This window comes from Longicatena sp. 210702-DFI.1.196 (assembly GCF_020563125.1).
GTDB lineage: Bacteria > Bacillota_I > Bacilli_A > Erysipelotrichales > Erysipelotrichaceae > Longicatena > Longicatena caecimuris.
Map to the genome: position 1 here is coordinate 38,171 of NZ_JAJCPX010000013.1, position 12,569 is coordinate 50,739.

10 protein-coding genes and 1 tRNA gene are annotated in these 12,569 nt (G+C 38.7%); 2 read left to right on the forward strand and 9 right to left on the reverse strand.

Features of this window, described 5'->3' with window-relative positions:
* Window positions 1-223 precede the first annotated feature (223 nt).
* From glmM to LI241_RS07390, 4 genes are all read right to left on the reverse strand, one after another.
* A complete protein-coding gene (gene glmM / locus LI241_RS07375; RefSeq protein WP_008687141.1) occupies window positions 224-1,558 on the reverse strand; it encodes a phosphoglucosamine mutase in 1,335 nt (444 codons plus the stop codon).
* Between the two features lie 17 nt (window positions 1,559-1,575).
* Window positions 1,576-2,946 carry a YbbR-like domain-containing protein gene (locus LI241_RS07380; protein WP_008687140.1) on the reverse strand — a complete coding sequence of 457 codons (1,371 nt, stop codon included), beginning with the start codon at window positions 2,944-2,946 and terminating at the stop codon, window positions 1,576-1,578.
* Window positions 2,946-4,418 (reverse strand): diadenylate cyclase CdaA, encoded by a 1,473-nt coding sequence (gene cdaA, locus LI241_RS07385; protein WP_120136378.1) that lies wholly within the window; start codon window positions 4,416-4,418, stop codon window positions 2,946-2,948. The genes LI241_RS07380 and cdaA overlap by 1 nt, the downstream gene beginning before the upstream one ends.
* A 220-nt stretch (window positions 4,419-4,638) precedes the next feature.
* Complete coding sequence (locus tag LI241_RS07390; protein ID WP_008687138.1) at window positions 4,639-5,412, reverse strand: HAD-IIB family hydrolase; 774 nt, start codon at window positions 5,410-5,412, stop codon at window positions 4,639-4,641.
* A 107-nt stretch (window positions 5,413-5,519) separates the two neighbouring features.
* Between LI241_RS07390 and LI241_RS07395 the strand changes: the two genes are divergently transcribed.
* Complete coding sequence (locus LI241_RS07395) at window positions 5,520-5,681, forward strand: hypothetical protein (RefSeq protein ID WP_008687137.1); 162 nt, start codon at window positions 5,520-5,522, stop codon at window positions 5,679-5,681.
* 132 nt (window positions 5,682-5,813) lie between these two features.
* On the opposite strand, the gene LI241_RS07400 is transcribed toward LI241_RS07395, so the two are convergent.
* From LI241_RS07400 to LI241_RS07420, 5 genes are all read right to left on the reverse strand, one after another.
* Complete coding sequence (locus tag LI241_RS07400; RefSeq protein ID WP_117548136.1) at window positions 5,814-7,970, reverse strand: DNA topoisomerase; 2,157 nt, start codon at window positions 7,968-7,970, stop codon at window positions 5,814-5,816.
* A 402-nt stretch (window positions 7,971-8,372) separates the two neighbouring features.
* Window positions 8,373-9,533, reverse strand: coding sequence for a 3-phosphoglycerate dehydrogenase family protein (locus tag LI241_RS07405; protein ID WP_008687134.1), 1,161 nt, complete (start codon window positions 9,531-9,533; stop codon window positions 8,373-8,375).
* A gap of 11 nt (window positions 9,534-9,544) precedes the next feature.
* On the reverse strand, window positions 9,545-10,630 hold the full coding sequence (serC, locus tag LI241_RS07410) for a 3-phosphoserine/phosphohydroxythreonine transaminase (protein WP_227151310.1): 1,086 nt from the start codon (window positions 10,628-10,630) through the stop codon (window positions 9,545-9,547).
* 275 nt (window positions 10,631-10,905) lie between these two features.
* Window positions 10,906-11,238, reverse strand: a complete 333-nt coding sequence (locus LI241_RS07415) for a branched-chain amino acid transporter permease (RefSeq protein WP_008687130.1) — start codon at window positions 11,236-11,238, stop codon at window positions 10,906-10,908.
* Entirely contained in the window at window positions 11,235-11,885 is a 651-nt protein-coding gene (locus LI241_RS07420; protein ID WP_193363162.1) for an AzlC family ABC transporter permease, read from the reverse strand. Before LI241_RS07420 ends, LI241_RS07415 begins: the two co-directional genes overlap by 4 nt.
* A gap of 255 nt (window positions 11,886-12,140) precedes the next feature.
* Between LI241_RS07420 and LI241_RS07425 the strand changes: the two genes are divergently transcribed.
* A tRNA-Ala gene (locus LI241_RS07425) sits at window positions 12,141-12,216 on the forward strand.
* Window positions 12,217-12,569: the final 353 nt, after the last annotated feature.

Consider the following 12,569-nt stretch of genomic DNA (forward strand, 5'->3'; position numbering starts at 1 on the left):
TAATTTCCAGAAATATAATCTTTCTTCTTTTTATTTATAACGTATTTTTGGGCATTCGTCAATCTAAATTGGAAAATTTTGGTAATCGCATAAAATTGTTATCATGGACAAATCTTGCTTTGCTAGATGCTAATCAAGCTTACAATAAATGAATTTCAAACATACTATCACAAACACATTACAAATATAAAAAGGGTGCTTTTTTTAACACCCCGAAGTATTCTTATAATTGTTTTTCTTTGATAAAATCAATCACACGATTTACATAAGATGCACAAAGTTCATCTGTTTCAGCTTCTACCATAACACGAATCAATGGCTCTGTTCCACTTGGTCTTACCAAAATTCTGCCATTATCGCCTAATTCCTGGGCAACAGCATCTACTTGTGCCTGCAATTCTTTATCTTCTAAAGCAGCCTGTTTATTCTTTACCACCGTATTAATCAATAATTGCGGATATATAAACAACCCTTCGCTCAGCTGTTTTAATGACTTTCCTGTTGCCTTCATTACTTCCAGCAGCTTTAATGCGGTAAACAAACCATCTCCGGTGTTTTCATGTTCATAGAAAATGATATGTCCACTTTGTTCACCACCGATTGAATAGTCATGTTCCCGCATGCATTCAAACACATATTTATCACCGACTGCCGTTTGTTCATAACGAATGCCCTTTTTATCAAACGCATGATATAAACCAAGATTGCTCATAACCGTAGTAACTACGACATCCTCATGTAACTGCCCTTTTTCATGCATATAACAGCCACAGATATACATCGTATAATCACCGTTGATAAGTTCGCCATCCTCATTTACCGCAATCAAACGATCGGCATCTCCATCAAAGGCAAATCCCACATGGTAATCGCCATCCTTCATCATCTGCTGTAATTCTTCCGGATGTGTAGAACCACATTTGGTATTGATATTCACACCATTAGGAGCTGAATGAATAACCTCTACCGTAGCGCCTAATGCGGTTAATGTTTCTGCTGCACAGCTAGTTGCTGAACCATTTGCCAGATCCAAGGCAATGCGCATGCCGTTCAAATCTAAAGGTACGATATCTTTTAAATGAGATTCATATAATTCTAATCCTTCATCCCATTCCAAAACTTTTCCTATTTTATCTTCATGCGCCAAGTCAATCATGATTTCACCATCGATATAACGTTCGACTTCTACTTCGATTTCTGGATTCATTTTGCACCCTTCGTGGTTAAAGAGCTTGATCCCATTATCATGATAAGGGTTATGGGAAGCACTGACCATGATACCACAATCAAAATGCTCCTTTTGTACCAAATACGAAACGGAAGGGGTAGGACATACCCCTAATAGATATACGTTTGCTCCTGTGGAAGTTGCACCAGCTGCTAATCCCATTTCAAACATATCACTGCTAAGGCGTGTATCTTTCCCAATCAAGATTTTTGCATGGCGCTTTTTTCCATAATACCATCCCAGATACTGTCCGATGCGCACTGCCATATCCAAAGTGAGTGTATCATTGGCGCGTCCACGTGCACCATCGGTTCCAAAATATTTTCCCATAATGTCATTCCTTCCTTTTACTTTTCTTTCACCGCAATTGTTACTGTCGCATTTTTCACTGCATACGTCGCCAGTTTGTTTTTGCCTTCTACAATAAGTGGTTGCTCATACGTACCTGCCTTATCAATCTTACTGACATCTACATAAACATGCAGATCCTCGATCTTAACTTTATCAATGACCTTTTTTGCCCCGGAAATAGTCACACTTGCATTTTGCTGTGTACCATTTGCCAACGCAAAGGTAAAACCATCCATGCCATTTTCGATTTTGATTGGTACTTTATTCATGACACGTTCTTTTTTATCTGCCAATTTCACAGATATATTTACAACGCTTTCACTGATTTTTGTCACTCCATTAGGAGGAACGATCGGCATCGGGAAGTCACGATTGCTGGTCAGTGTAGATGCCGGTATCGTGATCGGTAATACTTCAATCTGATCCAATACACTTTGTTTTGCGTATACTGTAACCTTATCATGATTTAATTTATACGATTCAATCGCTTTATTTGCCGGTATTACACCATTTGGCACAATGCTTAAGCTTACGCGCTTATTGGGCTTGCTGACTTTGACATGCGCATTCATCTTATCCGGAATAATATCTACATCCATCTTATTTCCTTTATCATCATATGCAGCTATCGTCGCTTCGGTCGTAAAATCACTTGTGTAATTTTTCTTAACATCAATCAAAGCTTTGACATAAGCAATCGAATCTAAAGTTTCCGCAGATGCCCGAACATGAACTTCGCCCTGCTCTAATTCTGGTTCGCCTAAATCGTAGATACTGTCCATATTCGAACGATTCACAAAATCATATCCTAACGTAAAACTGCGAATTGATTTTTTCTTGATGGTCACGATGCCATTGCTCGGTTCCAATACTACTTCAACACGACTTGGTGCACCCTCTGTCGTATATTTTACTTCATGTGTTCCTTCCGTAAGATCCGTCAAATTCGCAACGACACGGAAATTTTTCTGTTGTTTCACACTTTTGATATCACTGATATCCCCAATGATACGCACCTTTACCATCTCATCCAAACCAGTGACTTCATAAGCTTGATTGGATACGACCGCACTTACCTTATACTCTCCTAAGGTTTCCGCACTCTTCATATTTTCAAACAATCCACTATTATCAGAACTCATCCCGAAATAAAACAAAACAGCAACCATTAAAGCAACAATCTTGCCATGCTTCTGATTAAATAATAATTTATCTACCCAACCGCTAATCCAGCGAAAGACACGGCTTAAACGAATTTCCACATTGGCATATGTTTTCGCAAAAGTTTGGGACTTTTCAGCAATCGCCTTGGCTAACTCTGTCTTTCCTTCTGAGCTTAGCTGTGTTCTTTTTTTCTTCTTTGCCATTAAGAATCACTCCTTTCATCATCATTCTGTAAGGAGGAATCATCTTCTTCATCTGCTTTTTCATAATGCAATACGATTGCCTCAGGTTCAATGACATCATTAAAAAGATCATCGGCCATACCCATACTACTTAATGGATTTACTTTACTATGGTTTTCTGTATCATCATGTGACAGCTTCAAATCTTCTTTCTTTTTCTTTGTTTCTTTCTTCTGCTTCTTATTATCTTGACTTTCCTCTTTCTTACGATTTTCTTTTGCTTTATCCGCTTCTATTTGCGCCTTGGTACGACGTTTACGCTTTTTCTTTACCGGTTCCATCAAAGTCTCTTCCATCATAGATGTCTTATCAATAACCTCTTTGGTTTCCTCTTCCATGTCTTTTTTATCCGTCACGGTATCCGTATCAACAATTGTTTCAAATAGTTGATCTAATGGTGCATCCTGTTTTACAGCAAGATCTTCTATTTCAATCTTTTCCTTACTGTTTTCTACGATCACCACATCCTGTTCATGGACCGGTGCTTGTTTATCCTTCTTTTTCTTCGTATATTTATTAGCTGTTTCAACATTGTTTTTTGCCCGTCGATTCTTTCCTTTGAAATAATGTGCAAAAACCCCTTGTTTCTTACCGGCAGGCAGCTTGTTGTCCGGTTTGCTTTCTTTCTTTTTCACACTGCTTTCTTCTTTTTCCTTCACATTGCTTTGTGTGCCTAAGATATTCATCAAGAATTCCCGCAAACTTGCTTCCGAATACACCGTAAGTTTTCCTTCTTGGGCAATCGAAATATTCCCGGTCTCTTCACTGACGATGATCGTGATGGAATCGGTAATTTCACTAATACCAACAGCAGCGCGATGACGTGCTCCATAACTGGTAGGCAGTTCTCTGGAAGTCGGTGGGAAATAGGCAGCAGCGCAGGCAATCTTTACCCCTTGGATAATGACGGCACCATCATGCAGCGGCGTGCCATATTGAAAGATGGAGCATAATAACTCACTGGACACGACGGAATTCATCGGTGTTCCGGTTTTAATGAAATCACTTAACGAATGTCCTTGTTCTATCGAAATTAAAGCGCCGGTCTTGGTCTTAGACATCTCCGCACATGCTTTAACTAGCTCATCCACTAAATTTTCACGTTCATTCACTGTCAACGTGGAGATACGTGAAAAGACGCTGGTCTTACCAATTTTCTCCAGAATACTACGAATCTCCGGTTGGAAGATGATGATAATTGCAGGCACTCCCCAATTCATGATGGATGTTGTCATAGCAGCTATCGTATTTAATTCCAGATAAGTGGCAATGGCCTTAACAATGATAACCAATAGAATACCTTTAAAGATCTGAATGGTTCTAGAATTATTCTTAACGATTTTCAAACAATAGTATACCAATGCCCAGACGCAGGCAATATCAGCCAATTGTCTGATCAATACCCATAGATTATTCAGTGTGAAATAGCTCATGAGAAAAACACTCCTCTCGTATGTATTATTATAGCATAGAATCAAACACTCCCATACAAAAAGCGTCAAGATTTTGCCCCACACTTCTATCTTTTTTCGTTTTATAAACAGATTTTACCAGAAGCAAACCCTGCTCCTTTCCTGAAATAAAAAAAGATCCCACCTTTCATAAACAACGTTTATTTATTTCCGTTGTCTACTTTAGAGGGATCCTATCAAACTACATCTCTTTCATTATTTCATTAATACAATCCGCAACACTATCATACACGACACCAATTTGTTCTTTGATTACACTGCGGGCATGTGACAATGTACTGCCATGAAATTCTTCCAGCATCGGCAAATCGTTAAAGGAGTCTCCGATTGCATATATAGCATCATGATCTAACCCGAAATGATCTTCGATATAATACAACCCCTCAGCTTTGGATACCCCATGAGGAACAATGTCTACACAATTCACATTAATAAAAGCTGTCGCATAGCCTTTAAAATTCGCATTAATGTAATGCGCGATTTCCTCTGCCAGAATCGTATCGTTCAAAGATACGACCAGCTGCGCAATCTTACCACGGTCTAAAATAGTTTCTTCCGCATCAGAAGCATCCGGCATATTTCCATATTTATGATCAATCTGATTTTTATCTACACTGAATTTATATCGATGATATCCATCATTAATAACATAAGAGACACAATCTAAAGTCTTAATATAACTGATGATGTCCAATGCATGATTATATTCCATAAACATACATTCCAACAAATTACCATCCCCATCATATATGACACCGCCATTGTTGGTTATGATAAAATCATACGTAAATCCATTACGCTCGATCTCCTTTTGTAAAGACTCCATGCTGCGTCCGGTAACGATACCAAACAGATTACCGGCCTTGCGAAAACGTGCAATTGCCTCAATATCCTTTTCTGCGACCAGCTCTTCTGTACGCAATGTTCCATCATAATCACTAGCGAGTATCTTCATAATCATCCTCCATCTTGCAGTTTTATTGTATCAAGTTTTACGAAAAAAACAATGTTTTCGTATAACTTTTTAGGAACATCCCATACTACAAGCAGGAGGTGTTAGAAATGGCACGAAAGAAATACCGTCCTGGAATGAACTGCGAAAAAACTGGTAAATATGCTTGCTATGATGCAAATGGCAACGAAATGTACCGTGATATCGACGTTGAAAAGGACAGACGTTTTCCTCCTTCTCAGGAAGAAGGATGCTACTACGAAGAGCAGTAGTATTCTAACTGACTGTTCGCACGTATGTGCATAAGAAAAATCCTTCCCATCCTATCGGATATATGGAAGGATTTTTTTATGTTTAAACCGTATGATCTCGTTTTTCTGAAAGTCCCTTTTGGTTTTTCTTACCTATTGAGTTTTTTGATAATCCAACAGACGATATACAGCTCTGCCATTGCGAATACCTAGTTGCAAGATTTTGATACTTTCTGTTCCTTCTTGCATCACCTTTACCAGACAATACTTATCTTTTAATAACTTTTCTGCCATCGCCTTGTTCATGGTTTTTCCAATCCCCTGTAAGAATCGATCCTCTTTCCAAAGTGCGAATTTACAGCCATTGCGATAATTGACACAGCCAAAGCCTTTCGTATTTTCCACGATTTTATTTCCGCATACTGGACAAATGCCAACGGCTTCACGTTTGTCATCGATAGGCACACTCTCCACCTTTACATGAGAAAGATCCTCTTTTAGATGGGGGATAAAAGCTTCCAGCACACTGTCTACCAGCGTTTTCACATCCGCTTTCCCTTCCTTGATATCTTCTTGAATGACCCACCATTTGGCAGTTAAATCAGCGGTTTTAATTTCGTTAGGCAATAGGTGATAAAAATCCTTTCCTAGCTGTGTGGATAAGATTTGTTTTCCCTTCATGACGACATATCCTCGTTTCAACAAGGTTTCCACAATTTGTGAACGCGTAGCACTCGTACCGATTGAACCGTTTTCGCCTTTTTTCCCTTTATCCTTTTTCTTTAGAATATCCTTAATTTCTTTATCCTTCACATACTTTGCGATGCTTGTCATGTCTTTGATCAACGTTGCTTGAGTATAACGTTTTGGTGGATTTGTTTCTTTTTCCACAAAGACATCCTCTTGTAAGACTGCCTCATAATTCCCTTTTGGTAAAGTAAACTTGCCACTGTCTGTTTCTTCATGATCGCCATCATCTTCTTTTTCCGGCTGAAAGAACTGTTTATAGCCTTCATCTAAGATAAAGGTACTGACTGCTCTTAATTCCCCTTGTTCGCTTTTGATACTGGCAATCACTTGTCGTTTTTTAATTGGTGGTAAAAATTGCATGATGTAATAACGGCATATTTCTTCATACACTTTCCGTTCATCAGGCAATAGTGCTTGGATAGGAAAATCACTCATGGTAGGAATGATAGCATGATGTGCCGTAACATATTTATCATTAAAGCATTCAGAATGAATTTGATAATCTACCGGATAGCTTTCCTGCAATTTTGCCATAACATGTGGCAATACTTTATCAGCCTCTGTAAAATGTTCTTCCTTTAAATACTGCGAATCACTGCGGTTATACGTGATTGCCTGATATTTATCTCGCAGCGTTTGTGTAATCTGATCTGTCTTTGCCAATGTAAAACCATATTTGGTATTCATATGTGCTTGCAATTTGGCTAGATTAAAAGGTAATGGCGGATGCACTTCCATTTCTTTTTCCTCAACTTTTACTTTTTGTACATCCTGTTGATGAACCTGTTGTGCAATTTCTTCTAATATCTCTTTATGCAAGATATGTTTTCCATCATCCAACAAATCAGATTTCGGTTTAAAAACAAAAGGAATAAGAACATCTTCATGTAATAGTGCACCATCGACATGCCACTCATAATACTTTTGTTTTACATGGTTATCAATTTGCTCATCCCTTGTCACAATCAATCCAAGGGTAGGACTTTGCACACGTCCCACACTCATCCCACTGCGTCTTAATGCTAAGGAATATAAACGCGAATAATTAATACCCACCACATAATCCGCCACTGCTCTGGCATAGGCACTACGCCCTATAGCTATGAGCTTTTCATCATTATCAATAAGCTCATGGAAGGCTTTTTTTATATTCGCCGGAGTATTATCATTGATATATACCCGCTTAACAGGCTTCGTATTTTGCGCATATTGTAAAATTTCATCGATTAGAAATTGTCCTTCATCATCCGGGTCACCTGCATGAATGATTTGATCACATTGCTCTATCAATGCCATGATCTGCATGACGCGCTCTTTCTTATTGCCATCAGGAACCAGCTTCCAGTTTTCAAAACAAATCGGCAGATCTTCTTTACGCCATTTTTTATATTTTGCATCATACTCATCTGGTTCACAAAGACGCAATAAATGACCATATGCCCAAGTAATCGTCACATTCTTTTTGACGATGACTCCTCGCACTTCTTTACTTGGTCCATCAATGGCCTTAGCGATTGCTCTTCCTAATTCCGGCTTCTCTGCAATGATCAAGGAATGCACACAGCCTCATCCTCTCTTTTACACTCATATGCTTGCATGGTTTTGGATAATATCTTACCTCATCTAGCAAGCAGGTACTGCCAATTATAGCATATTTCGGCAAAAGCATGAAGAAAATCTTAGTAACCAAATTGCTCATGATCATGGTATTGCTCGCTATGGCAAAGTGTTCAAAAGACTGACTAGCCCTATATTCTTTTTCACATTTTTGATGATCCTATCGTATGTACCTTTATTCACATACAATAACCTTGAATATGGTATCCAGAATTCCAGATACATTTTTTTATAAGGAGATTCCTATACAAAAAGATCACTCCTTTTGTAAACAACGTTTTTTTATTTATTTACGTTGTCTACGAAAGAAGTGATCATATCACATGTTACTTTCTTTATCCTTCTTTATTTTACAATCAAACGTGCCATGACAATACCTTCACGTTCCTGTAAGCGCTGCACCAATTCTTCACTTACTTCATCATTGGTTTCTAAAATGGTATACGCATAATCTTTCTTACCTTTACTAGCCATGTTTTCAATATTGATACCATGATTACCTAGCGCTGTGGATACGCTGCTGATCATATCCGGAATATTTTTATTAATGATACAGATACGATACTTGGTTTCCTGTGTGATTTGCATATCCGGTAAATTCACAGAGTGCGTAATATTGCCATTTTCCAGATAATCCATGATCTCCTTAGCTGCCATCACCGCACAATTTTCTTCACTTTCCGGTGTTGAAGCACCTAAGTGAGGAACTCCGATAACATTATCAAACTGCATCAGCGCATTGGTAGGAAAATCGGTAACATAGCTGCCAATCTTACCTGCCTGTAAGGCTTTTACCATTGCTTCATCATCAACAAGACCACCACGAGCGAAGTTTAAGACACGTACGCCATCCTTCATCATGGCAATGCCTTCCGCACTGACAATGTTTTTCGTAGCTTCCATGTAGGGTACATGCACGGTGATATAATCACATTCCTCAAAGATCGTTTTTAGATCCTTTGCATGATGAATGCGGGACTTTAAGGTCCATGCCGCCTGTACGGAAATATAAGGGTCATACCCATACACTTCCATATCCATGGCCGCCGCTGCATTTGCCACTTGTACACCGATGGCACCTAAACCAATGACGCCCAACTTTTTTCCGGCAATCTCCGGACCGACAAATTGGCTCTTACCTTTTTCAACCGCCTTGGAAATATCTTCACCTTCCAGTGATTTCACCCAGTTCACACCTTGAGCAATTTTACGGCCACTTAAGATCAGCGCCGCAATCACCAATTCTTTAACCGCATTGGCATTTGCTCCCGGTGTATTGAAGACAACAATACCTTGCTCACTGCACTTATCCAATGGAATATTATTGACGCCGGCACCGGCTCTCGCAATACATTTCAAAGAAGCTGGAAATGCTACATCATGCAGCTTCGCGCTACGCACCATGATGGCATCATAGTCATCAAAGTCTTCGCTAAAGCTATATTTGGTTTCATCAAACTGTTGAATTCCTGCTTCTGCTATCTTATTAAATAATTTTACTTTCATATGGTTTTCCCTCACTTATTTTCTTCTTCAAATTTCTTCATGAAGGCAATCAGTGTTTCTACACCTTCCATAGGCATGGCATTATAAATGGATGCCCGCATACCACCTACTGCACGATGGCCTTTCAGGTTGCTCATACCGGCTGCCGCACTTTCCTTCGCAAACAGTGCATCCAATTCTGCATTCGGAGAACGGAAAGTCACATTCATCAAAGAACGATCACTTGGATTTACCTGTGTCTGATAGAAATCGCTTGTATCTAAATACGTATATAACAGCTTCGCTTTTTCTTCATTACGCTTTGCCATGACAGCTAAGCCACCCATCTCTTCGATCCATTCCAATACTAAGCCTAAAATATAGATGGCATACGTTGGTGGTGTGTTGTACATAGAATCTTTTTCGGCAAGTGGTGCATAATCCATCATAACAGGTGTAAATTCCTTCGCATGGCCAATCAGATCCTCACGTACAATGGCAACAGTCAAACCGGCGCAGCCCATGTTTTTCTGTGCTCCGGCAAAGATGATGCCATAATTCTCTACCCGAATCGGTTTTGATAAGATATTGCTGGACATATCCGCAACGATAGGCACTCCCTTTGTATCCGGTACATATTTCCACTCTGTACCATAGATCGTGTTATTGGCGCACAAATAAACATAATCCGCATCCTTGTTTAATGCCAGCTCCTGCTGTTTTGGAATATACGTAAAATCTTTATCCTTACTTGTTCCTGCCAAAGCAATATCCCCATATTTCTTCGCTTCGGCATATGCTTTATTGGCAAAATATCCGGTGACGATGTAATCTGCTTTCCCTTTTTGCAGCAGATTTAAAGGCACCATTGAAAACTGTGAAGTTGCCCCTCCCTGCAGAAATAATACTTTATAGTTATTAGGAATTGCCAGAATGGTTCTAAGTCTTTCCTCTGTCTTTTTAATAATGGCATCATATGCCTTGGAACGATGACTCATCTCCATGACCGACATTCCACTGCCCTCATAATTCAGCATCTGCGATTGTGCTTTTTTCAATACCTCCAGTGGCAGCATGGATGGTCCAGCTGAGAAGTTGTAAATTCTTTTTTCGGCCATAATTCGGCACCTTCCTTTCTTTTTACTTTATGTATGTGATGATAATTATAGCACATATGAAATGAAATGAAAGTGATAATGTAAAAAGCTTATAAATTTTCTGAAATAGTTTTCTTAACATAAACAATCCGGCGATGCTTGTCCTTGTATCAAAGACACAATAAAAAAAAGCACTATCCTAAAACGCTTTTACATTAACGTCTAAAAGATAATGACTTTTTACTCTATGCAGATGGCATAAGCTCCTCTTTGCTGCCTTCATCATAAACATATGTTTAGGCAAAAACAACTTGAATCAGCATCATATAAACAAACGTGCCGCCAATGATACTGATCATATTATTACGTTTCCATATATGCAATAAGACAACACATCCAATTCCCAGAAACTCTGGAATTCCATAGGGATATGACATAAAGGCTGTATGGCGGACACAATATATGATAAGACAAAGCATGATTGCCATCGGTAATACTTTGCCAAGATATAGGATTCTTTTAGGAAGTTTATCCGGGTTTTTAAAGATGAGAAATGGTATCGCTCTGGTTAGGAAAGTACAAAAAGCTACAACTAAAATAATGCTCAACGATGCCTGTGTCGTTATCATGATCGTTCTTCCTTTCTTCGTTCAACATTTTTCTCAAAGATCAGCAAGAAGATAACCAGAAGCAATAATGCCGGTAATAAAAAGTTATCAAAGCCAAAGACAACAATACTTATAAGAATGGCGAAAGCCGCAATATAAGCAGGCAGATGATTGACAGTATGCAGCCATTGTTCTACAAAGATGACAGTAAATAAAGCTGTCATAGCAAAGTCAATTCCGGTTGTATCAAAATTTAACAGACTTCCTAAAACGGCACCAATCACTGATCCTATGACCCAGTAGCATTGATCAAAGAGAGAAATGAAAAACATCAACTTCTTCCCATGTTCCGCTTTTTGATCAGGAATGGCACATAATAAAGAATAGGTTTCATCTGTTAAAGAGAATATCATATACCACTTCTTTTTTCCCATTCTGCTAAACACATCTAAAAAAGATAATCCATAAAACAATTGTCTGGCATTTACTGTAAGTGTAACTATTGCCGCCTCTAGCAAATGAAAACCAGAATGAAAAAAAGTTAACATAACGAACTGCATACTGCCTGCATAAACAAAAAAACTCATGAAAAAGGCCCACAGCGCAGAATATCCTTGTTGTTCACATAAGATGCCAAATGCCATACCTAAAAAGACATACCCAATCATAACCGGAAAGCTTAATTTTATAGCTTCTTTCACAATTTCTTTCAATACTATCACCCCTATTTAGTTTCTTATTGTAATGGATTTATTGAAATATTACAACTATACCATAGACAATAGCTTTTCTTTATTGAATAAGAAATGATCGCATAGTTAAATTATACTTTTTCGTTAAAGTCGTTTATTGTCAATTTTTTCATTCTTTATTATTGACAAGATGACCCCCTGCATGATATATTATGTAAGCACTCAAGAAATGGGGTTTTAGCTCAGCTGGGAGAGCACCTGCCTTGCACGCAGGGGGTCATCGGTTCGATCCCGATAAGCTCCACCAATAAACATAGTAGATTCCGAAATATCGGGATCTTTTTTTTGGTAAAAAACGATTACTGAGATTGGCAAACACCTTATTGTTAAAACCACAATTGCTTATACGTAATCATAATAAAAAAAAGGCATTGCTGCCTCAATATATAAAAAAAGTAACCTGGGGACAGGTTACATTTAGGAACGCCTTTATCCTGTGCGTGCAAGAATTTAGAGAACAAAGGCTGAAATGTCCAGAATACGTCTGAGATATCGGCGACGCACATTCAAATACTGCATGGGAGTGCAATACTTCAACGTCTGAACATGATCCTTTTCCACCCATTGGGCTTCCCCCGGATCCCCCATTGCAAGAACTCA

Bases quoted from the DNA above. Each gene is read 5' to 3' on its own strand.
- LI241_RS07380 (WP_008687140.1), bottom strand. From the start codon at position 2,946: ATGGCAAAGAAGAAAAAAAGAACACAGCTAAGCTCAGAAGGAAAGACA.
- LI241_RS07405 (WP_008687134.1), bottom strand. From the start codon at position 9,533: ATGAAAGTAAAATTATTTAATAAGATAGCAGAAGCAGGAATTCAACAG.
- serC (WP_227151310.1), bottom strand. From the start codon at position 10,630: ATGGCCGAAAAAAGAATTTACAACTTCTCAGCTGGACCATCCATGCTG.
- LI241_RS07415 (WP_008687130.1), bottom strand. From the start codon at position 11,238: ATGATAACGACACAGGCATCGTTGAGCATTATTTTAGTTGTAGCTTTT.
- LI241_RS07390 (WP_008687138.1), bottom strand. From the start codon at position 5,412: ATGAAGATACTCGCTAGTGATTATGATGGAACATTGCGTACAGAAGAG.
- glmM (WP_008687141.1), bottom strand. From the start codon at position 1,558: ATGGGAAAATATTTTGGAACCGATGGTGCACGTGGACGCGCCAATGAT.
- cdaA (WP_120136378.1), bottom strand. From the start codon at position 4,418: ATGAGCTATTTCACACTGAATAATCTATGGGTATTGATCAGACAATTG.
- LI241_RS07420 (WP_193363162.1), bottom strand. From the start codon at position 11,885: ATGATTGGGTATGTCTTTTTAGGTATGGCATTTGGCATCTTATGTGAA.
- LI241_RS07395 (WP_008687137.1), top strand. From the start codon at position 5,520: ATGGCACGAAAGAAATACCGTCCTGGAATGAACTGCGAAAAAACTGGT.